Origin of the sequence: Salmonella sp. NW884, assembly GCF_051700745.1 — a bacterium.
GTDB lineage: Bacteria > Pseudomonadota > Gammaproteobacteria > Enterobacterales > Enterobacteriaceae > Salmonella > Salmonella enterica.
In genome coordinates this window covers 264,651-286,835 of the sequence record NZ_JAMMDE010000004.1, presented here as the reverse complement: position 1 = coordinate 286,835, position 22,185 = coordinate 264,651, and the positions used below count along the sequence as shown (strand labels likewise).

At 53.2% G+C, this 22,185-nt stretch carries 20 protein-coding genes; 7 read left to right on the top strand and 13 right to left on the bottom strand.

Translation table 11 applies throughout. The features are described from left to right. Positions 1-3 precede the first annotated feature (3 nt). The 3 genes from glgX to asd form a co-directional block, all read right to left on the bottom strand. Positions 4-1,980, bottom strand: coding sequence for a glycogen debranching protein GlgX (gene glgX, locus NA197_RS11955; RefSeq protein WP_000192491.1), 1,977 nt, complete (start codon positions 1,978-1,980; stop codon positions 4-6). Beyond that, on the bottom strand, positions 1,977-4,163 hold the full coding sequence (gene glgB, locus NA197_RS11950) for a 1,4-alpha-glucan branching enzyme (protein WP_023233969.1): 2,187 nt from the start codon (positions 4,161-4,163) through the stop codon (positions 1,977-1,979). Before glgB ends, glgX begins: the two co-directional genes overlap by 4 nt. Positions 4,164-4,510: 347 nt before the next feature. Beyond that, the gene (gene asd / locus NA197_RS11945) at positions 4,511-5,617 is read right to left on the bottom strand and encodes an aspartate-semialdehyde dehydrogenase (protein WP_000799940.1); all 1,107 of its coding nucleotides are present in this window, start codon (positions 5,615-5,617) and stop codon (positions 4,511-4,513) included. Between the two features lie 126 nt (positions 5,618-5,743). Here asd and NA197_RS11940 point away from each other — a divergent pair, with 126 nt between their 5' ends. After that, positions 5,744-6,124, top strand: coding sequence for a MarC family protein (locus tag NA197_RS11940; RefSeq protein ID WP_077950651.1), 381 nt, complete (start codon positions 5,744-5,746; stop codon positions 6,122-6,124). Here NA197_RS11940 and gntU read toward each other — a convergent pair. The 5 genes from gntU to NA197_RS11915 all read right to left on the bottom strand — a co-directional run bounded on the left by gntU (position 6,041) and on the right by NA197_RS11915 (position 11,031). Continuing rightward, positions 6,041-7,381, bottom strand: coding sequence for a gluconate transporter (gntU, locus tag NA197_RS11935; RefSeq protein WP_000105950.1), 1,341 nt, complete (start codon positions 7,379-7,381; stop codon positions 6,041-6,043). The two genes, NA197_RS11940 and gntU, sit on opposite strands and share 84 nt — an antisense overlap. Further along, the gene (gene gntK / locus NA197_RS11930) at positions 7,378-7,911 is read right to left on the bottom strand and encodes a gluconokinase (protein ID WP_000108342.1); all 534 of its coding nucleotides are present in this window, start codon (positions 7,909-7,911) and stop codon (positions 7,378-7,380) included. Before gntK ends, gntU begins: the two co-directional genes overlap by 4 nt. Before the next feature lie 138 nt (positions 7,912-8,049). Beyond that, complete coding sequence (gene gntR, locus NA197_RS11925) at positions 8,050-9,045, bottom strand: gluconate operon transcriptional repressor GntR (RefSeq protein WP_000730239.1); 996 nt, start codon at positions 9,043-9,045, stop codon at positions 8,050-8,052. A gap of 129 nt (positions 9,046-9,174) precedes the next feature. After that, complete coding sequence (locus NA197_RS11920; protein WP_000639789.1) at positions 9,175-9,870, bottom strand: pirin family protein; 696 nt, start codon at positions 9,868-9,870, stop codon at positions 9,175-9,177. Between the two features lie 123 nt (positions 9,871-9,993). Then, positions 9,994-11,031 carry an oxidoreductase gene (locus NA197_RS11915; RefSeq protein ID WP_023193919.1) on the bottom strand — a complete coding sequence of 346 codons (1,038 nt, stop codon included), beginning with the start codon at positions 11,029-11,031 and terminating at the stop codon, positions 9,994-9,996. Positions 11,032-11,498: 467 nt separating this feature from the next. On the opposite strand from NA197_RS11915, the gene yhhY reads away from it, so the two are divergent. The 5 genes from yhhY to NA197_RS11890 all read left to right on the top strand — a co-directional run bounded on the left by yhhY (position 11,499) and on the right by NA197_RS11890 (position 16,299). Then, a complete protein-coding gene (gene yhhY, locus NA197_RS11910) occupies positions 11,499-11,987 on the top strand; it encodes an N-acetyltransferase (RefSeq protein WP_001290278.1) in 489 nt (162 codons plus the stop codon). Between the two features lie 264 nt (positions 11,988-12,251). Next, positions 12,252-13,466 (top strand): PfkB family carbohydrate kinase, encoded by a 1,215-nt coding sequence (locus NA197_RS11905; protein ID WP_000667440.1) that lies wholly within the window; start codon positions 12,252-12,254, stop codon positions 13,464-13,466. A 15-nt stretch (positions 13,467-13,481) separates the two neighbouring features. Continuing rightward, entirely contained in the window at positions 13,482-14,243 is a 762-nt protein-coding gene (locus NA197_RS11900) for a glutamine amidotransferase (RefSeq protein ID WP_001066509.1), read from the top strand. Between the two features lie 53 nt (positions 14,244-14,296). Continuing rightward, entirely contained in the window at positions 14,297-15,268 is a 972-nt protein-coding gene (locus NA197_RS11895) for a DMT family transporter (RefSeq protein ID WP_001038949.1), read from the top strand. After that, positions 15,265-16,299, top strand: a complete 1,035-nt coding sequence (locus tag NA197_RS11890) for a phosphotriesterase family protein (protein ID WP_023233972.1) — start codon at positions 15,265-15,267, stop codon at positions 16,297-16,299. Before NA197_RS11895 ends, NA197_RS11890 begins: the two co-directional genes overlap by 4 nt. Before the next feature lie 44 nt (positions 16,300-16,343). Here the strand turns inward: NA197_RS11890 and ggt are convergent, their stop codons facing one another. Continuing rightward, entirely contained in the window at positions 16,344-18,086 is a 1,743-nt protein-coding gene (gene ggt, locus NA197_RS11885; RefSeq protein WP_064042887.1) for a gamma-glutamyltransferase, read from the bottom strand. Positions 18,087-18,211: 125 nt separating this feature from the next. Between ggt and NA197_RS11880 the strand changes: the two genes are divergently transcribed. Continuing rightward, on the top strand, positions 18,212-18,628 hold the full coding sequence (locus tag NA197_RS11880; protein ID WP_023224168.1) for a DUF2756 family protein: 417 nt from the start codon (positions 18,212-18,214) through the stop codon (positions 18,626-18,628). A gap of 12 nt (positions 18,629-18,640) precedes the next feature. On the opposite strand, the gene ugpQ is transcribed toward NA197_RS11880, so the two are convergent. The 4 genes from ugpQ to ugpA are packed head-to-tail and all read right to left on the bottom strand — an operon-like array spanning position 18,641 to position 22,180. Continuing rightward, entirely contained in the window at positions 18,641-19,381 is a 741-nt protein-coding gene (gene ugpQ, locus NA197_RS11875; RefSeq protein ID WP_064042888.1) for a glycerophosphodiester phosphodiesterase, read from the bottom strand. Then, complete coding sequence (locus tag NA197_RS11870; protein WP_000907842.1) at positions 19,378-20,448, bottom strand: sn-glycerol-3-phosphate import ATP-binding protein UgpC; 1,071 nt, start codon at positions 20,446-20,448, stop codon at positions 19,378-19,380. The genes ugpQ and NA197_RS11870 overlap by 4 nt, the downstream gene beginning before the upstream one ends. A gap of 2 nt (positions 20,449-20,450) precedes the next feature. Next, complete coding sequence (gene ugpE, locus NA197_RS11865) at positions 20,451-21,296, bottom strand: sn-glycerol-3-phosphate ABC transporter permease UgpE (RefSeq protein ID WP_000572196.1); 846 nt, start codon at positions 21,294-21,296, stop codon at positions 20,451-20,453. After that, positions 21,293-22,180, bottom strand: coding sequence for a sn-glycerol-3-phosphate ABC transporter permease UgpA (gene ugpA, locus NA197_RS11860; protein WP_000099303.1), 888 nt, complete (start codon positions 22,178-22,180; stop codon positions 21,293-21,295). The genes ugpE and ugpA overlap by 4 nt, the downstream gene beginning before the upstream one ends. Positions 22,181-22,185 lie beyond the last annotated feature (5 nt).

Below are 22,185 nucleotides of genomic sequence, written 5' to 3'. Positions count from 1 at the left end.
TTTTTATCCTCTCTGGAACACACACAGTCCATGCGCAGGTCCCTGCCAGACCGCCGTTATCACCGGATTATCCTCTCCAGCGAATGGGGGAACGGCGCGCCATTCCCCTTCGGGTAAAACTATATCTGTCACCTCAAGCGTGGCATTTATCGCAATCAGAAAACGGTCCGACAACAGAATTTGCATCAGCTTAGGCCCGTTTTGCCACTCATCCGCACTCAAGGGTTGCGCGTTTTTATTCAGCCAACGCACGTTGCCATCGCCTTCTTCCCACCAGCTATTGCCGGTTAAAGCCGGTATCTGCTGACGCAAACGAATCAGCGCGGCGGTAAACGTGGTTAACCCACGATTTGCCTGCTGCCAGTCCAGCCAGGTTAAGGCATTATCCTGACAGTAGGCGTTATTGTTGCCATGCTGGCTATGGCCGTGTTCATCGCCTGCCAGCAGCATCGGCGTTCCCTGAGAGAGCAGTAGCGTCGCCAGCAGGGCATGAATGCTGTCGCGCCGCCGCTCCATTAAATCAAGCGGACCGCCTAATCCTTCTTTACCATGATTGTCGCTGTAATTGCTGTTGGTGCCGTCGCGATTTTCCTCACCGTTCGCCTCATTGTGTTTCTGATTGAAACAGACGCAGTCCCGGAGCGTAAAACCGTCATGCGCCGTGAGCAGATTGACAGAGGCGCCGGGCGCGCGGCCATTGCGTTTAAACACATCGCTGGAAGCGGCGAAACGACAGGCAAACTCCCCGGTCGTCAGGTTACGCGGCAACCAGAATCGGCGGGCCGCATCGCGAAAATGGTCGTTCCACTCGGCAAACGGTGGCGGAAAATTCCCGACCTGATAGCCGCCCTCGCCAATATCCCACGGTTCAGCAATCAGCTTGACCGTTGATAACACAGGACACGCTTTAATCGCGGCGAACAGCGGCGCATCCTGGCGAAACGTCGGCGTGCGCCCCATGACGGACGCCAAATCAAAACGAAAACCATCGACATGACAGGTTTCCACCCAATAGCGCAAACACTCGCACGCGTATTCCACCACGCCGGGATGGCTTAAATTGAGCGTGTTGCCGCACCCCGTCCAGTTGTGATAATCGCCATCGTCCCTTATCCAATAATAGCTACGGTTATCAATTCCGCGCAGGGAGAAGGTTGGACCGTCCAGATCCAGCTCGGCGCTATGGTTTAATACGATGTCCAGAATGACCTCAATCCCCGCGCGATGCAGCGCTTTCACCGCATCGCGAAACTCGTCCAGCGCCGTCTCGGGCGAACTGGCCCAGGCGGGATGCAGCGCAAACATCGCCATTGGGTTATAACCCCAATAATTGGTCAGCCCCATACGTTGCAGACGCGGCTCGCTGGCAAACTGCGCCACCGGCAACAGTTCCAGCGCCGTAATGCCAAGCTGTTTGAAGTACGCCACCATGACCGGATGACCGAGCGCTTTATAGGTGCCGCGTATCTCCTGGGGGAGTTCCGGATGCAGGTAGGTAAGCCCTTTGACATGCGCTTCATAGATGACCGTTTTTCCCCACGGCGTGCGCGGCGCGGCGTCATCTTCCCAGTCATAATGGTCGCTGATTACCACGCTTTTCGGCGCCACCGCCGCGTTATCGCGGTAGTCCGGTTCATCGTGTCCGCCGTGCAACAGCGGATGATCTTTTAGTTCGCCCTCGACCCGGCGCGCATAAGGGTCAAGCAGTAACTTCGCCGGATTAAACCGATGCCCCTGCGCTGGCTGCCACGGGCCATGTACGCGATAGCCATAGCGCAAACCTGGCCTGGCTCCTGCCAGATAACCATGCCAGACATCGCCGCGACGTCCTGGCAGGTCATAGCGACGCTCATTCCCTCGGGAATCAAAAACGCACAGCTCTACGCGCTCCGCATGAGCGGAAAAGAGCGTGAAATTCACGCCATGACCGTCATACGTTGCGCCATGCGGCGTTGCTTCGCCGATCGCAAGCTGCGTCATTCCCCCTCCCGCATCAGCCAGATCGTCGCCAACGGCGGTAACGTCAGGTTAAGAGAGTGCTGACGGCCATGGCTTTCGATCTCATCGCTGTGCACCACGCCGCCATTGCCGGTGTTGCTACCGTGATAATGCATCGAATCAGTATTGAGAATTTCACGCCAGCGTCCCGGCTGATTGATGCCAAAACGGTAGTCGTGGCGAGGAACGGGCGTAAAGTTGCTGGCGACGATGATCTCGTTACCGGCTTTATCACGGCGTACAAAAATCAGTACCGAGCGTTCATTGTCATCGACCACCAGCCACTCAAAGCCGTAAGCATCGAAATCCAGCTCATGCAACGCTTTATGGTGGCGATAGGTGTGGTTGAGATCGCGTACCAGACGCTGAACTCCGTGGTGCCAGTTATCGCTCCCCTCCAGCAGGTGCCAGTCGAGGCTGGCGTCATGGTTCCACTCGCGTCCCTGGGCAAACTCATTCCCCATAAACAGCAGTTTCTTGCCGGGGAAGGCCCACATCCAGCCATAATAGGCGCGCAGGTTGGCGAATTTTTGCCACGCATCGCCCGGCATACGATCGAGAATGGATTTCTTGCCGTGAACCACCTCATCGTGCGACAGCGGCAGAACAAAGTTTTCGGTATGGTTGTACAACATACCAAAGGTCAGCTTGTCGTGATGATACTGGCGGTACACCGGGTCCAGCTTCATGTAGTCCAGCGTGTCGTGCATCCAGCCCAGATTCCACTTGTACCAGAACCCCAGGCCGCCCGTTTCCGGTGGACGCGTCACGCCAGAGAAGTCTGTCGATTCTTCCGCCATGCTGACCGCGCCGGGCACCTGCTCGCCAATAATGCGGTTGGTATTACGCAGAAACTCAATGGCTTCCAGGTTTTCACGACCGCCGAACTCGTTCGGTATCCACTCGCCCTCTTTGCGGCTGTAGTCGCGGTAGATCATAGAGGCCACCGCATCGACACGCAGCGCATCAATCCCAAAACGCTCCATCCAGTACAGGGCGTTACCCACCAGATAATTACTGACTTCACGACGACCATAGTTGTAGATCAGCGTATTCCAGTCCTGGTGATAGCCCTCGCGCGGGTCGCTGTGCTCATAGAGGTGGGTGCCGTCAAACTCCGCGAGGCTAAATTCATCGGACGGGAAATGGCCCGGCACCCAGTCGAGAATGACGTTAAGGCCCGCCGCGTGGGCCGCATTGATGAAATAGCGGAAGTCGTCCCGCGTACCAAAGCGGCGGGTCGGCGCGTAGAGGCCGGTCGGCTGGTAGCCCCAACTGCCGTCAAACGGATGTTCGTTGACTGGCAAGAGTTCAAGGTGCGTAAAGCCCATCCATTTGGCGTAAGGCACAAGCTGATCCGCCAGCTCACGATAGCTCAGCCAGAAATTGTTATCCGTATGGCGGCGCCATGAACCTAAATGCACCTCATAAATCGAGATCGGCGCATCAAACTGATTGGCTTTTTGTCGTTCTTCGCTTGGCGTCACTTTCTCCGGCAGTCCGCAAATCATCGACGCCGTTTCCGGACGCATCTGCGCCTCAAAAGCATAGGGATCGGCTTTAATGCGCAGATTACCGTTCGCATCAAGCAGCTCGAATTTATACAGTTGTCCATTATGCGCGCCGGGGATAAACAGCTCCCAAATACCGCTCTCTTTGCGCAGACGCATCGGGTGGCGACGCCCATCCCAATAGTTGAATTGCCCGACAACCGAAACGCGACGAGCATTAGGCGCCCAGACGGAGAAACGGGTGCCGGTGACGCCATCCATCGTATCGGCGTGCGCGCCCAGCGTTTCATAAGGACGCAGGTGGGTGCCTTCCGACAATAGCCAGGCATCCATTTCCTGTATTAATGGACCAAAACGGTAAGGATCGTCGATGAGGTTCTGCTGTCCGTGCCAGGTCACGGCGAGCTGATAGCGAAAGAAATTTTTACGTCGGGGTAAAACGCCGCAGAAAAAACCGCGAGCGTCGAGACATTCCAGTTTGCCGACTTTACGTCCGGTTTTGGGTTCAATCACCCATACGTCGGTGGCGTCAGGTAATAGGGCGCGGACTTCTAGTCCGGCTTGGGTCTGGTGCATTCCGAGTACGGAAAAAGGGTCCGCAAAATGTCCTGCAATTAGCGCATTAATCACGTCTCTATCGATACGACTGGACATGGTTTGTCATCCTGTTTTGTGGCGTCACTCCATCTCACTGAATTCAACATCAGGTAGTGACACTTCTTTGACCTGAACGGCGCAGCACACTGTGCATCCTATCTGCGTCGTCCTACCTTCAGGTTAGGCTTAATACCCGTGGGATTAAGCTACCCTTAAAGAATAGCCAATGCTCTGCTTAACTCCTGATAAAAATGAAACATCTGCGTTTACTCCTGTATTACGCAAAAAAAAGGGTGACGATGCACCCCTGGTTTAACACAAATTTCCCCGCCGGATGGCGGCGCTGACGCGCCTTATCCGGCCTACAGAACCACACGCAGGCCCGATAAGCGCTGCAATAGCCACTACGCCAACTGGCGCAGCATTCGACGCAGCGGCTCGGCGGCGCCCCATAACAACTGGTCGCCTACGGTAAACGCCGACAAGAACTCTGGCCCCATGTTCAGCTTACGCAGACGACCAACCGGCGTAGTCAACGTGCCGGTCACCGCCGCCGGGGTTAATTCGCGCATAGTGATATCACGATCGTTCGGTACCACTTTCGCCCACGGATTATGTGCCGCCAGCAGTTCTTCCACCGTCGGAATGGATACCTCTTTTTTCAGCTTAATGGTGAACGCCTGGCTGTGACAGCGCAGCGCGCCGACGCGCACACACAAACCATCAACCGGGATCACAGAGGCAGTATTGAGAATCTTGTTGGTTTCCGCCTGGCCTTTCCACTCTTCGCGGCTCTGGCCGTTATCGAGCTGTTTGTCGATCCAGGGGATCAGGCTTCCCGCCAGCGGTACGCCAAAGTTATCAACCGGCAGCTCGCCGCTGCGGGTCAATGCCGTAACTTTGCGTTCAATATCAAGAATTGCGGAAGACGGCGTCGCCAGTTCATCGGCGACATGGCCATACAACTGACCCATTTGGGTTAACAGCTCGCGCATATGGCGCGCGCCGCCGCCGGAGGCGGCCTGATAGGTCGCGACGGATACCCAGTCAACGAGATTATGGGCAAAGAGACCGCCCAGCGACATCAACATCAGGCTAACGGTACAGTTACCGCCCACAAAGGTCTTCACGCCATTGTTCAGGCCGTCGGTAATCACGTCCTGGTTGACCGGGTCGAGAATAATAATGGCATCATCTTTCATGCGCAGCGTAGAAGCCGCGTCAATCCAGTAACCCTGCCATCCGCTTTCGCGCAGCTTTGGATAAATTTCGTTGGTATAATCGCCGCCCTGGCAGGTCACGATGATATCGAGCGCTTTTAGCGCATCCAGATCAAAAGCGTCCTGTAGCGTGCCGGTGGAGGTGTCGCCGAAGGTGGGCGCCGCCTGTCCAAACTGGGAGGTAGAAAAGAAAACAGGGCGAATAGCGTCGAAATCGCGCTCCTCTACCATGCGTTGCATGAGAACAGAGCCGACCATTCCGCGCCAGCCGATAAAACCAACATTTTTCATAGCGTTTTTTTCCTGCAAAGAGATGTGCTGTGTATGCGCGCCAGTATCCTGTGGCGCATCCTTCACCATACAAAAAGCAGCCAAAGTCGCAAGTGAAATTAATCAATGATAGCGAAGCCATCAGTAATGCGACTTATCCTGCCTTACCGCGCAAGCAGAAAGTCCAGTGGCGATTATCAGGGAATTTGCGTTAGGAAGGGAATCATTTCCGTCGCTGTTTTATTGATCCTAATTATGGATCAGCGTAGAAATTTTCCTGCTTTTATGCGCGTACTGAAACATGGCGAGGCAAAATATCGTTGGGCGATTGCCATGCACACCTCAATAAAAAAACCGGGTAGCGATTACGCCTTACCCGGCTTACGGTGTCGATATGTGCCCGTTTCCAGGCCCGGTAAGCACAGCGCCACCGGGCAACAAGACTCAGCTCAGCAGTTGGAAAGCAATCATCCCGACAATCGCGCCGACCGTGCCGAGGATAGTTTCCATCATCGTCCAGGTTTTTAACGTCTGCGCTTCGGTCGCGCCGGTAAATTTACCGAACAGCCAGAAGCCAGCGTCGTTAACATGAGAAACCACAATTGAACCGCCGGCGATACAGATAGAGAGCGCCGCCATCTGCGCGCCGGAGAAATTCAGTTGCTCTATGACCGGCATCACCAGACCGACCGCGGTTAAACACGCCACGGTCGCGGAACCCTGAATGATGCGCACCGCCGCCGCCAGCACAAAGCAGGTAATGGCAATCGGCAGTCCCATACCGGTTAACGCTTCGCCCAGCGCCGGGCCGACGCCGGAGTCAACCAGTACCTGTTTGAACACCCCGCCTGCGCCAATCACCAGCAGGATAATGCCCGCCGGTTGCAGCGCGTGGCCGCAGATTTCCATCACTTTGTCTTTCGGCATCCCCTGGCGCATCGCCAGGCCGTAAATCGCTACCAGACAAGCGACCAGAATCGCAGTGAAGGGGTGGCCGATAAACTCAAACCATTCGTAAGCGGTGGAACCTTCCGGCACAAAACGCGCGGCGATCGTTTTCAGCCCTACCAGCACCAACGGCAGCAGGATCAGCGACAGGCTGAAGCCGAAAGAAGGCATTTTACCTTCACCCAGATGCGGCTCGGTAATGTCGTCAGGAATACGCAGCTCAACATAACGGCTGATAAAATTCCCCCACAGCGGCCCGGCGATAATCATGCCAGGAATGGCGGCGCACAGCCCAATCAGGATCATCCACCCGAAATCAGCATGCATCTGGGAAGCCAGCAGCATCGGCGCAGGCCCAGGCAACAAAAACGCCGCGGCTGCCGCCACGCCCGCAAACAGCGGAATGACCAGCTTCACCAGGTTTGTGCCGGTATGACGCGCCATAGAGAATGCCACGCTTATCAGCAGCACAATCGCCACTTCAAAGAACAGCGGAAGCGCGCAAATCAGCCCGGCCAGGCCAATCGCATAGTGCGCGCGGTTATGACCAAAGGATTTAAGCATCTTGACGGCTATCTGATCGACCGCGCCGGTTTCATGCAGAATCTTGCCGAACATCGCCCCCAGCGCGACCACAATCGCCAGGAATCCCAGCGTGCCGCCCATCCCTTTTTCCATGGTCGCGGCGATTTTATCAAGCGGCATCCCTGAAAAAAGCCCCGCGCCCATCGAGACGACCATTAACGCGACGAAGGCGTGCATACGCGCCTTCATCACCAAAAACAGCAGCAGTAAGACGGAACCGACGGCGGTTAAAACCAGTGTTAATGTACTCACAGCGTACTGCCTTTATTGATGACCTCAATGGTGCTCGCCACGACGCCTTCCAGCGGCTGGTCGATATCCACCACCAGAACATCGCGTTCGTCGGCACCCGGCTCTTGCAGCGTTTCAAACTGCGTCACCAGCATCTGGGTTTTGAAGAAATGACCTTTGCGCGCTTTCAGACGGCTTTCAATGACGTCGAAATCACCTTTCAGGTAGATAAAGGAGAGGTTCGGGTTTCCCTCGCGCAGCAGGTCACGATAATGTTTTTTCAGTGCGGAGCAGACGATCAGCGAGATTTTATTGGTACGCTGCATCGCGAAAGCGGCGTCGTTCAGCGCCTGTAACCACGGTTTGCGGTCATCGTCATTCAACGGCTCGCCGGAAGCCATTTTTTCAATATTGCAGCGCGGATGCAGAAAATCGCCGTCCAGAAACGCGGCATGAAGCTGATGCGCCACGGCGCTTGCGACAGCGGATTTACCGCTGCCTGATACGCCCATCAGAACGTAAACGTGGTGATCATGATTAGTCGTGCTCAAAGCGGGCCCCCACTCTACAAGTTGCAAAATTTGTTACGGGTAACTGTTATCGGTAACATTGTCCAACCGCACCATTCACGACGCAATGACCATTCGTGCCAAAAGTGAATAAGTGTGAGCTACTTCAAAGTTGTCAGACTAAATAGATCCGCCCGGTGACAAGGTGAAACCTAAATCTAACATTTTCGGCGTGACCGTTTCGCCGCGAATGCGGGCTAACAAACGTTCCGCGCCAATGCTGCCCATTCGCTCGCGCGGCGTCAGGACGCTTGCCAGACGCGGTTCCATCACCTGGCCGATGTCATGACCGTGGAACCCGGCGATCGCCATGTCGTCCGGGATTTTTAGCCCCAGGCGCTGGCATTCGAAGGCCGCCCCCACCGCCAGGTCATCGTTGGTGCAAAAAATACCGTCAAGCTGTGGGTATTCACGTCGCGCCTGGCGCATGAGTTCGATACCGGAAGAGTAGGATGAAGATTGCTCCATCATCACACTGTAAGGAACCAGGCCTGCGTCCCGCATCGCCTGTTCATAGCCCTTCTGCTTGATGATAGTACGTTCGTCGAGGCGCGCCCCCAGATAGGCGATATGACGATGACCACGCGCGATAATCGCGGCGGTCATCTGACGGGCGGCCTCGAAGTTATCAAAACCAACGGCAATATCCAGACACGGCGACTGGCTGTCCATCAGTTCCACCACCGGAATCCCGGCGACTTCGATCATTTTTAAGGTGCGCGGCGTATGGGTACGCTCAGTGAGGATAAGACCGTCGATATTCCAGGAGAGCATCGACTCCAGGCGCTCCTGCTCCATTTCGGGCTTATAGCCGTAGTGCGCCAGCATGGTTTGATAACCATGCGCGTCGGTGACGGCCTCAATGCCGCGTAACACTTCCGCAAAAACCTGGTTGGTGAGAGACGGTAACAGCACGCCGATAGCGCGACTGGTGGCGTTAGAAAGGATATCAGGAGCGCGATTGGGAATATAACCCAGCTCATCAAGTGCAGCGGCAATTTTGCCCCGCAGCGCCACGGAGACCTGCTCCGGGTTACGCAAAAAGCGGCTGACCGTCATTTTGGTCACGCCCACGCGGTCGGCTACATCCTGAAGTACGGGTCTTTTCTTTTTCATCGTCCTGAAAGGTATAAAAGGGATAGATTTGCCCAGTTTACCACGGACGTGCGGAATTAATGACAAACGATGAAAAGCCGGATGGCAACGCTTTCGCGTCTTATCCGGCCTACAAAAGGTTACAGCACGTTAAACTGGCGGCAAGTCAAACAGCAACACTTCACTGTCGCTATCGGCATGAATCGAGATTGCCTGCTCATCCCAAATCGCCAGGCCATCGCTGGTGGTGGCTTTAGTACCGTTAATAGTCACGTTACCTTTTACCACCTGTATCCAGACGCGGCGCTCAGCGGCAATCTGATGCACCGACTGCTCATCTTTGAGCAGCGCCCAGCGGTACAGCTCCATATCCTGGTGGACCTTCAGCGAACCATCGCGAGCATCTGGCGAAAGCACCAGTTGCTTGCCCTGCGCGGCGTCGAAGCGACGCTGTTCGTAGCGCGGCGTGATGCCGGTTTCTTGCGGAATGATCCAGATCTGGTACAGCCGCAGACGATCCGTTTTGCTCGGGTTGTACTCGGAGTGGCGAACGCCGGTCCCGGCGCTCATAATCTGGAATTCACCGGCCGGAACCTGTTCTTTATTGCCCATACTGTCCTGGTGTTCTACGGCACCTTCCAGCACATAGGTCAAAATTTCCATGTCTTTATGCGGATGCGTGCCGAACCCCTGGCCTGCGTCGATCACATCGTCGTTAATCACACGCAGCGCCGAGAACCCCATAAAGTTCGGATCGTAATAATCGGCAAAAGAAAAAGTATGCCAGGAGTCAAGCCAGCCATGATTCGCATGACCGCGGTCGTTTGCTTTGCGTAAGTAGATCATTGTGTTCATCCCCAGATGTTTTCGATGGAATAAGTGTGGACTCATTCCGTCCGGGATCATAGAGGGTGAAAATTGACTCCTCTGTTCAAAAAATATGAATAAGCGCAGAGGAGTCTGTAAGGGCTATTTAGCGAGGGTTATCGTCGCAGGCGATGCCTGTTCGAAAGCACGCTCGAGGATTTCCAGATTGGTAAGAACTTCAGATTCCTTGACGTAATTAGGCGTACCGACGGTCAACGTCTGGTACAGCGCATCATAAACACGACCATAGTCACCCGTTTCCGGTTTCACCTCTTCTTTCACCGTAACGCCGTCGTCATTGACATACTCCAGCACACCGACGGATTCGTCAGCGGCAAAACCCGGCTCGCCAGGCATAATGTTCGCTTTCAGGCCGGTTTCTTGTTGATCGATACCGTATTTCACAAACGAACCTTTGGTGCCGTGAACAATAAACTTCGGATAGTCGATTTTCACCAGATGGCTGGTTTTAACGATAGCCTTCAAATCGCCATAAAACAGTTGCGCTTCAAAGGTGTCATCCGGATTCGCTTTATTACGCAGGCTACGAATGTCATACGCGACATGATCCGGACGGCCAAATAGCGAAATAATTTGATCCATGGTGTGGACGCCAAGTCCATAGAATGCGCCGTCCTGCGGCAGGCCCGGTTTGGTTTCTGCTACCGGGCGGTAATAATCGAAATGGCTTTCAATTTCGACAATCTTGCCCAGTTTCCCGCTCTCAATCGCTTTTTTAGCCGTGAGAAAACAGGAATCAAAACGCCGATTCTGATACGGCGTGACGGTCAGTCCTTTGCTTCGCGCCAGGTCGAACAACACTTTTGCCTCCGCCAGCGTCGGCGTGAAAGGTTTCTCAACCAGCACATTTTTACCCGCTTCCAGCGCGCGTTTGGCGTATTCGAAATGGCTGTCAGCATGCGTACAGACGATCACCAGCTTTACCTGCGGATCGCCCAACACCTCATCCAGATCGCTGGTGAAGTGAATATGTGAATACTGTGGCGCCTGCTCTTCCGGTTTAGCGTGACGACGGAAAATATGTGCGACATGCCAGGTATCTTTACGATTCAGAACATAGGGGAGATGATAACGGGTGGTACTTTTGCCGAATCCAATAAATGCGCAGTGTAAGGTCATGAGACGATCCTTTTGAAGATGATTGTTTACACCATAGCGCAAAGCGTGAGGAGACTGAATGTTGGATTCTTTGCCGGATGCGGCGTTGCCTTTTTGGGCCTACAAAAGCAGATGCCTCAAGATCGGGCGTAAGTGGCGCAGGCAGATTGTTCACGGCAAGCGCGCAGGGCCCGGAGCGTACTAAATGTACGTGAGGAGCACGAGCACTTCCCGGGGACAAAATGACAAGTAAGCCAGGCTGAAACAAAACCCAAAAAAAAAGCCAGCAAAAGCTGGCCAAAATAATACTGGAAGCAATGTGAGCAATGTCGTGCTTTCAGGTTCTCCGTAGGGGTTCCCCTGAACGCAAGGCAATAATAATCATTCTCATTCGCACTTGTCTACTTCTTTTTGCAAAAAAATGCGGTTGACGGAATTTTCTTTCTCAGCGAGTGTAAATACACAATTAACCCTGCAGGAGATAAGGAATGAGTGAAATAGTGATACGCCACGCTGAACCGAAAGATTACGACGCCATTCGTCAGATCCACGCCCAGCCGGAGGTGTACCACAACACGCTACAGGTTCCTCATCCTTCCCTCGAAATGTGGCAGGCGCGGCTAACCGAGCAAGCCGGGGTTAAACAACTGGTTGCCTGCATTGACGATATTGTCGTTGGCCATCTTTCTATTCAGGTCACCCAACGTCCCCGTCGCAGCCACGTGGCCGATTTTGGTATCTGCGTGGATGCCCGGTGGCACAATCGCGGCATTGCCAGCGCGCTGATCCGCACGATGATCGACATGTGTGACAACTGGCTGCGCGTTGACCGTATCGAGTTAACGGTGTTTGTTGATAACGAGCCCGCGGTGGCGGTGTATAAGAAGTACGGCTTTGAAATCGAAGGCACTGGTAAGAAATACGGCCTGCGCAACGGTGAGTACGTTGATGCGTACTTTATGGCGCGCGTGAAATAGCGCTTCCCCGCCCCACCCTGTGGGGCGAAACGTCACAAACCTTCACAACATTCCAGTTATTGCAGCCTACTTCCCCTATATCAAAACAATAACCATCTGAATTTAATGGTTATTACCACTTTAAGCTTTATCACCGTTTTTTCCGTAATTTTAGCAATATTAATATTACATTTTTGTTTTTTTTTGGTTTCTGCCATCACTTTATGGTGACAATCACAACAATATACTCCTCCCGGGACTAATTTAACCACGGTGAGGTAAAAAATGAAATTTGAACGCCATCATAGAATATTGAAGGAACTCAGTATTTCGGGAGTTGTAAAAGTTTCAAATCTGGCGAAAAGTCTCAAGGTAACAAAGGAAACTATTCGTTCAGATCTCAATGAACTTGCCGGACAGGGATATCTTACTCGCTGTCATGGTGGTGCATTTATTACCCTTGATTCTCTTGATAACGTCGCAAAAAATGAAATTGCTTATGTGCTGGAAAAATATGAATCAGCGCAGAAAATAAAAAAAGGTCTCTCTGCCATGAAAAATAATGTATGTGTTATTGGCTCGTTCAATGTTGATATCATCAGTTATCTACCGAGATTACCCTCAACGGGAGAATCATTGCTGGCCGATAAATTTATTTTTTCACCCGGCGGTAAGGGATGTAATCAGGCATTAGCAGCAAGCTATGCCGATTCTGATGTGCATTTTATTACTAAAGTCGGCTCAGATCATTTTAGTGATTACGCCATTAATTTTATAAACTCATCAAAAATCCATAAAAGTGTTATCTACCAGACCAAAGAAACACAAACAGGTACAGCAACCATCATGGTGAATGGAGATACCGGAGATAACGTCATCGCTATCTACCCTGGCGCCAACATGACAATTTCCCCTGATGAAATCACCATTCAGAAAGAAGCCATTGTTCATTCAGATATTGTTCTTGTCCAACTGGAGACGAATTACGAAGCGCTGCAGCAAACAATTCGTCTCGCACAAAAAAATGACATACCGGTCATCATCAATCCAGCGCCGTACAATGACATGGTTAACACCATCATTGATAACATTGACTATATTACGCCAAATGAAACGGAAGCAGGCCTGCTGGCCAATATGGCGGTTAATGATATCGAATCAGCCAAATGCGCGGCCAAAATTATTCATCAGAAAGGCGTCAAAAATACCATTATTACATTAGGTAGCAAAGGTTCGCTTGCTTATGATGGCACACAATTCATCTATTCCCCGGCATTTCCGGCAGTTGTAAAAAATACGGCGGGAGCGGGTGACGCTTTCAATGGCGCCCTCGCATCTGGTCTTGCAAAAGGAAAGTCACTGGCATCCGCATTGTGCTACGCCAGCGCATTTGCCTCACTTGCGGTTGAAACGCCTAATGCCTCTGATATGCCGGAAAACGACTCCGTTCTTCATCGTATTCAGGGTTCACATTACAAACAAACTATCTCTACTCACTAAATCAAGGAGCAGACTATGAACAATACGCAGAAAAAACTAAAGGTGCTCTTTATTGGAGAATCCTGGCATATTCATATGATTCATTCAAAAGGTTATGACAGTTTCACCTCCAGTAAATATGAAGAAGGCGCTACATGGTTACTGGAATGCTTGAGGAAAGGCGGCGTTGATATTGATTACATGCCTGCCCACACGGTACAAATTGCCTTTCCAGAGAGTATTGACGAATTAAACCGTTACGATGTTATTGTTATTAGCGACATTGGTAGTAATACCTTCCTGTTGCAAAACGAGACATTTTATCAGCTAAAAATAAAACCAAACGCTCTGGAGTCCATTAAAGAGTACGTCAAAAATGGCGGTGGACTACTCATGATTGGTGGCTATCTGTCGTTCATGGGTATTGAGGCAAAAGCCAATTATAAGAACACCGTTCTTGCTGAGGTTCTGCCAGTTATTATGCTTGATGGCGATGACCGGGTAGAAAAGCCCGAGGGTATCTGTGCTGAGGCTGTCTCACCTGAACATCCTGTTGTTAACGGGTTCTCAGATTATCCGGTATTTCTTGGATATAACCAGGCCGTCGCCAGAGACGATGCCGATGTCGTATTAACAATAAATAATGACCCATTGTTAGTGTTCGGTGAATACCAACAGGGTAAAACCGCCTGCTTTATGAGTGACTGCTCCCCACACTGGGGAACCCAGCAGTTTATGTCATGGCCGTTTTATACCGACCTGTGGGTCAACACGCTTCAATTCATCGCCAGAAAATAAAAAACAATGGAGTAACGAAAGTTACTCCTTTTATAAAATATAAGGATTGATGTATGAACAAGAATAAGTACTCAACCCCCTTACTGATGCTTGCCACCATCTTAGCCGGTATGCTTTCCCCGATGCAGTCTGCCGTTAATGGGCAGTTAGGACATTGGTTACAAGACGGTAATGCTTGCGCAGTAATCTCGTTTGCCAGCGGTCTGGTCGTCATGTTTTTTATTATTATTGCGCGCAAAGAAACACGCCAGCAATTCGCCTCAATCCCTACTCTGATTAAAAAGAGAAAAATCCCGCTATGGAATTGGTTTGCAGGATTATGCGGGGCGATGGTCGTATTTTCTGAAGGCGCATCCGCCAGCGCGCTGGGCGTTGCCACCTTTCAAACGGCATTAATTTCCGCTCTGCTTCTTTCCGGCCTGCTGTGCGACCGTTTTGGCATCGGTGTGGAGGAGAAGAAATATTTTACGCCATGGCGCATTACTGGCGCATTATTCGCCGTTATCGCCACCATTTTTGTCGTGTCGCCACAGTGGCACTCAACCTCGTTTATCCTGCTCGCTATCCTCCCCTTTTTGGCAGGGTTACTCGCTGGCTGGCAGCCTGCGGGAAATGCGAAAGTCGCCGAGGCAACGGGCTCCATGCTGGTGTCCATTACATGGAACTTCATCGTCGGCTTTTGTGTCCTGGGCGCGGCGCTGGCGATACGTATCGCATTAGGCCATGTCACCATTCAGTTACCCGATACATGGTGGATGTATCTCGGTGGTCCGCTGGGTCTGCTGTCCATCGGGCTAATGGCGATTCTGGTGAGAGGCTTAGGGCTATTGATGCTGGGCGTAGCGTCAACAGCAGGCCAACTGCTTGGCTCAGTGCTAATTGATGAATTGATCCCTTCATTAGGCAATACGGTCTACCTGGTCACCATCATCGGTACGCTGTTCGCGTTAGTCGGTGCGATTGTGACCACCATCCCTGAATACAGAGCATCCAAAATGGCGCAAAGAATGGAGGTGTCAGAATGAAAGGTTTCCTGCAAACCGTAACAGGCCCGGTGGCGCATACGGATATGGGGCTGACGCTACCGCATGAACATCTGTTTAACGATCTGTCTTCGGTCGTAGACGAGCCACATTATGCTTTTTCACAGCAACTGGTGGGAAAGAAAGTCAGTGCTGACCTGCAGTGGGGGCTGAAACACGACCCATACTGCTGCGCCGATAACATGGACCGCAAAGAGATTGATGATGTTATCTTCGAAATCAATAACTTTATGTCTTTGGGCGGCAGGACGATTGTCGACGCCACCGGATCAGAATCCATTGGACGGGACGCCTCAGCGCTGCGAGAAGTTGCCTTAAAAACGGGTTTGAATATCGTTGCGTCATCCGGACCTTATCTGGAGAAATTTGAAAGTACCCGGATCCATAAACCTGTTGAGCTGTTAGCCTCACTCATTGATAAAGAACTGAATCAGGGTATTGGCGAGACGGATATTCGCGCTGGCATGATCGGTGAAATCGGCGTATCTCCCGCGTTTACCCAAGCGGAGCGTAACAGCCTGCGGGCAGCGTCTCTGGCACAATGTAACAACCCCCACACGGCGATGAATATCCATATGCCAGGGTGGCTGCGACTGGGTGATGAGGTGCTGGATATCGTGCTGGAAGAAATGAACGTCTCTCCGGCAAAAGTCTCGCTGGCGCATTCGGACCCTTCAGGAAAAGATGTCGCCTATCAACGTAAAATGCTCGACCGCGGCGTATGGCTTGAATTTGACATGATTGGTCTGGACATTACCTTCCCAAAAGAAGGTGTCGCGCCGGGCGTTCAGGAGACAGCTGATGCGGTAGCACATCTGATTGAGTTAGGTTACGCCGACCAAATCGTTTTAAGCCATGACGTTTTTCTCAAACAGATGTGGGCGAAAAATGGCGGAAATGGCTGGGGGTTTGTCCCGAATGTCTTCCTCGCCTATCTGGCTGCCCGTGGAGTAGACAACGATACTCTGCGCAAGCTCTGTATTGATAATCCAGCCCGATTACTCACGGCATAATCTGCAAATAGCCCGGTGCCTGACACCGGGCCTGGTATTAAAAATCAGTATCCCGCCGTTAAGTCATCTACGGAACGCGGGTCGGACGCGCCATACAGTGCGCCATCCGGCCCAACCATAATACTTTGTGTGCTGCCCATCGCCTCTTTCAGCGCCACTTTCTGCCCTTTCTGTTCCAGCAACTTTAGCGTATCGGGGCTGAAGCCCTTTTCTACCCGCAGTTCGTCCGGCAACCATTGATGATGGAAACGCGGCGCGTTGGTCGCTTCGGCGACGTTCATGCCAAAATCAATGCTGTTCACTACCATTTGCAGCACGGTAGTGATGATTCGACTCCCGCCAGGACTGCCGGTCACCAGCCAGGTTTTGCCGTCTTTTACCACGATAGTCGGCGACATCGACGACAGCGGACGTTTTTTTGGTTCGACCGCGTTAGCATCGCCGCCCACCAGGCCATAAACATTGGGTACACCGGGTTTAGCAGAAAAATCATCCATTTGATTATTCAGCAGAATACCGGTATTTCCCGCCACAATTCCTGTGCCGAAGGTGGTGTTCAGGGTATAGGTCACCGCCACGGCATTGCCGTCTTTATCCACCACCGAGAAGTGGGTGGTCTGGTTGCTTTCATACGGGGCGAGCTTGCCAGGTTTTATCTGGCTGGAAGGTTTGGCCTTGTTGATATCAATTTGATCGGCCAACGTTTTCGCATAGGCTTTGTTGGTCAGCGCCTGCCACGGCACTTTCACAAAGTCCGGATCGCCCAGATACTCTGAGCGGTCAGCGTAGGCATATTTTTCCGCTTCCGCCATGATTTGCATGGCATCGGCGCTGCCAAAGCCGTACTTCTTCATATCGAAGTTTTCAAGAATATTGAGGATTTGCACGATGTGAATACCGCCCGAGGACGGCGGCGGCATGGAGAAAACCTGATACCCGCGATAGTCACCGCTGATTGGCGTACGCTCAACGGCTTTATAGCTGGCTAAATCCTCTTTGGTCATCAGACCGCCGTTCTTCTGCATTTCCCCGGCAATCTGGTCGGCAATCGCCCCTTTATAAAACGCAGCCGGGCCGTTTTCGGCAATCATTTCCAGGCTTTTCGCCAGATTCTTCTGGACCAGCTTATCGCCTTTTTTCAGCGGCTCGCCGTCTTTCCAGAAAATGGCTTTGCTGTTCTCATGGTTGGGGATCACTTCGCTGCCGTAAGTTTTTAAGTCGTCGGCCAGCGCATCGTTAACCACAAAACCCTCTTCCGCCAGCTTCATCGCCGGACGCACCACTTTATTCAGCGGCATCGTGCCGTATTTCTCCAGTGCCAGCGAGAACCCCGCCACGGTACCCGGCGTACCGGATGCCAGATGCGACGTCAGCGACTTTTTCGCATCGGCGTTACCCTGATCGTCGAGGAACATATCACGGGTCGCGGCAGCCGGCGCCATTTCACGAAAATCAATCGCCGTCGTGTTACCGTCTTTGGTGCGCAGCAGCATAAATCCCCCGCCGCCCAGATTCCCGGCTTGCGGATGCGTGACAGCCAGCGCATAGCCCACGGCGACGGCGGCATCCACGGCATTACCGCCCTGCTTTAAGATATCCACGCCAACCTGCGTCGCCATTGCATCCACGGACGCCACCATCCCTTGCGTCGCCCGCACAGGATGAAAGACATCTTCTTCAACACCATAGGAGACTGGCGGCGCGACGGGAGGATTGGCCACCGCGCTAAACGTCCCCCCGGCCAGCAGAGCGGCGATCGCCACCCAGCGCATAAACGTTGGTTTCATCGTTGTTTTTCTCCAGATAAATGGGTGTATGTCCCGTTTAATCCTGGTCCACAACGCTTAAAAAATCATCATCATGGCGAAATAGAGGTACACTTAAAAAGAGGCCTCATCGGGAGGAGACGACAATGAAACGCTTACTACTTATTACGGCTTTGTTACCCTTTGCTGTATTGGCCCAGCCAATTAACACTATGAATAATCCTAATCAGCCAGGTTATAAGATTCCCAGCCAGCAGCGTATGCAGACGCAGATGCAAACGCAGCAGATTCAGCAGCAGGGTATGTTGAAACAACAGATGCAAACGCAGGCGCGCAGCCAGCAGCAAAATCTACAGTCGCAGTTGAATGCCAATACGCAGCGGGTTCAGCAGGGACAGCCGGGCAACGGTATGCTCGGTCAGCAAACGCTGCCCAATACGCAGGGCGGAATGCTCAGCGGCAGCGGAAATCCGGACCGGATGCTAAACCATTCCCAGCCAATGTTGCAGCAGGACAGCGGGACGCCGCAGCCTGACATCCCGCTGAAAACCATCAGCCCTTAAAACTGACAGCCCTTAAAACTGAAAGTGAGGGCCGATGTCATCAATGCGATCGGTGCAGATACAATCCACGCCCCAGCGCAGCAGCTCTGCCGCCCGCTGGGGCTGATTGACGGTATACACCAGAATCCGCAGACCCGCGGCCTTAATCTCTTGCACTCGCGTCTCATCGAGTAATTTATGGTTGAGATGGAGGGAAACACAGCCCAGACGGGTCGTCAGTTCACGCCAGTCTTCACGCCATTTATCCAGCAGTAACCCGCGCGGCAGTTCAGGTGCTGCCGCCTGAGCCGCTTCCAGCGCCTCTATCTCAAAGGAAGAGAGCAGCGGCGGCGTCATCCCGGCCCACAGTTCGCGGGCGGCCAACGCCACGACGCGTCCTGTTAGCCTTTCGCTCCCCGTTGTCGGTTTGATCTCAATATTCGCCATCATGCCGTGTTTACGGCAGCGCTCCGCCACCTGCGAGAGCAGCGGCAGCGGCTCGCCTTTAAATTCGCCGCTAAACCAACCGCCAGCGTCCACACGCAATAAATCCTGCCAGTTCAACTCGCCCGCCACGCCCCAACCATTGCTGGTGCGCTCCAGGTTATCGTCATGCAGCAGGAAAATTTCGCCGTCTTTCGACAGCTTGGCATCAAACTCAATCATGGTGTGCCCGTATCGCGCGCCCACGTCAATCGCCGCCAGAGTGTTTTCCGGCGCCAGTTTACCGCCGCCGCGATGGGCGACAATGCGGGGATAAGGCCAGTTACTCATACACGTTGTCCTGTTTCGCCATCAAAAAGATGCCGCTGATGTTCCGGCAGATGCAGCCATAGCGTACTGCCCGCCGCCGGGCGTTGCTGATGCGCCAACCGCACCACCAGTTTCTGATCGCCCCAGCGCCCATGCGCCAGATTATCCGCGCCCAGAATCTCCAGCGTGTCTACCGTTAACGGCACGCCGCCTTCCGCCTGCGAGCTTAACGCAATATGCTCCGGGCGGATACCCAGCGTCATTTTACGTCCGGCATGACCCCGATAGCCCGCACCAATCGGCAACGCCAGACCGCCAGGCAATTCGAAACGGTCGCCGGAAGCGCTGATAACACCGTCCAACAGATTCATCGCCGGGCTGCCGATAAAGCTCGCCACGAAGCGACTGGCCGGTTTTTCATACACCTCTACCGGCGTGCCAATCTGTTCTGCGACGCCTTTATTCATCACCATCACCCTCTGGGCCAGCGTCATCGCCTCTACCTGATCGTGAGTAACATAGAGCGAGGTGGTACGAAGGCGACGATGCAGATGTTGTAACTCCAGACGCATCTGCACGCGCAGCTTGGCGTCGAGGTTAGAGAGCGGTTCGTCGAATAAGAAGACTGCCGGCTCGCGGACGATCGCGCGCCCCATTGCCACGCGCTGCCGTTGACCGCCGGAAAGCTCGCGTGGACGGCGTTTAAGCAGGCCGTCCAGCTCCAGAATGCGCGCCGCCTCCCGCACACGTTCTTCAATATGCGCTTTGCTCATACCGCGAATTTTTAGTCCCCACGCCATGTTCTCCTCTACGCTCATATGGGGATAGAGAGCATAGTTCTGAAATACCATCGCGATGCCGCGATCTTTGGGCTCCATCTCGGTGACCCGTTTGCGATCAATCCAGATATCGCCACTGGTCACGCGTTCCAGACCGGCCACCATCCGCAACAACGTTGATTTGCCGCAGCCGGACGGCCCGACCATCACGATAAATTCGCCATCCGCCACGTCCAGCGTCAGCGGTTGAATGACCTGGGTTTTGCCGTCCCAGCTTTTGGTTACTGCCTGTAGTTTTAAACCAGCCATTTTTATTTCTCACTGTCCACTAAACCACGCACAAACGCCCGTTGCATGGCTAACACAATTACGACCGGAGGGATAAGGGTGAGCAGCATTGCCGCCATCACCTGGTTCCATTGCGTGGTACCTTCGCCGGTGGCGATCATCCCTTTGATACCCGCTACGGCAGTGCCAAGATTCACGTCGGTGATAATCAACAGCGGCCACAGATACTGGTTCCAGCCGTAGATAAAGGTGATGACGAATAACGCCGCCAGGTTGGTTTTTGACAGCGGCAACACGATGTCGCGGAAAAAGCGCATCGGCGACGCGCCGTCAATACGGGCCGCCTCCACCAGTTCATCCGGAAGCGTCATGAAGAACTGACGAAACAGGAAAGTGGCGGTAGCGGACGCCATCAGCGGTAGCGTCAGACCGGCATAGCTGTCGAGCATTTTCAGGTTGGCGATCACTTCCACCGTCGGGAAGATACGCACTTCAACCGGCAACATCAGGGTGATAAAAATCATCCAGAAGAACAGGTTACGCAGGGGAAAACGAAACCAGACGATGGCGAATGCGGAAAGCATAGATACCGTGATTTTGCCTACCGTAATGCTGAACGCCATAATGAAACTGTTAAGCATCATCAGCCAGAATGGCGCGCTATTAACACCGACGCCGTTGACCCAAATAGTTTTGATATTCTCCAGTAACTGCGTGCCGGGAAGCAGCGTCATCGGCGTCTCAAACACCGCGCGGTCGTCCAGCGTCGCCGCGACAAACGCGACATACAGCGGAAACAAAATGACCGCGATCCCCAGAATCAGCATGGTATGGCTGAATATTGTCAGCCCGCGACGATTCTCTATCATTGGTAACGCACCTTACTTTCCACATAGCGGAACTGCACCACCGTCAGAATGATGACGAGGAACATCAACACCACCGACTGCGCGGCGGACGCCGAGAGATCCAGGCCGGTAAACCCTTCGCGATAGATCTTATAAATCAGCGTCGTGGTAGCTTGTACCGGCCCGCCGGCGGTCGCGGCGTCGATCACCGGGAAGGTGTCGAAAAAGGCGTACACCAGGTTGACCACCAGCAGGAAGAAACTGACCGGCGCAATAAGCGGCAAAGAAAGCCGGAAGAAACGACGAATCGGCCCGGCGCCGTCAATGGCCGCCGCTTCCACCAGCGAGCGGGGAATGGATTGCAGCGCGGCAAAGAAGAATAAAAAGTTGTAACTAATCTGCTTCCAGACTGACGCAAATACCACCAGGAACATCGCCTGACCGCTGTTTTGCGCGTGGTTCCAGTCATAGCCGAATTCGCCGAGGAAATGGGTGATTAATCCCCGCCCCGGGTTAAACAGGAAAATCCACAATACGGCGGCGACGGCGGGCGCGACGGCATAAGGCAGCAGCATCAGCGTCTGATAAAAACGGCTGCCGCGCACCACGTAATCCACCAGGGCGGCGAAAAACAATGAGACCAGCAGGCCGCTAAACGTGACCAGCGCGCTGAATTTAATCGTCGTCCAGAAGGCGTCGAGATAATAACTGTCGTGAAAAAGCGCGACGAAATTCTCCAGCCCGACAAATTGGCTGGAAAAACCAAACGGATCGACGCTTTGCAGCGAATACCACAGCGCTTCGCCCGCAGGCCAGATAAAGAAAATAACGGTGATAACCAACTGCGGAGCAACCAGTAAATACGGCAGCCAGCGCGAGCGGAACACCGGACGGGATGATGACATGAAGG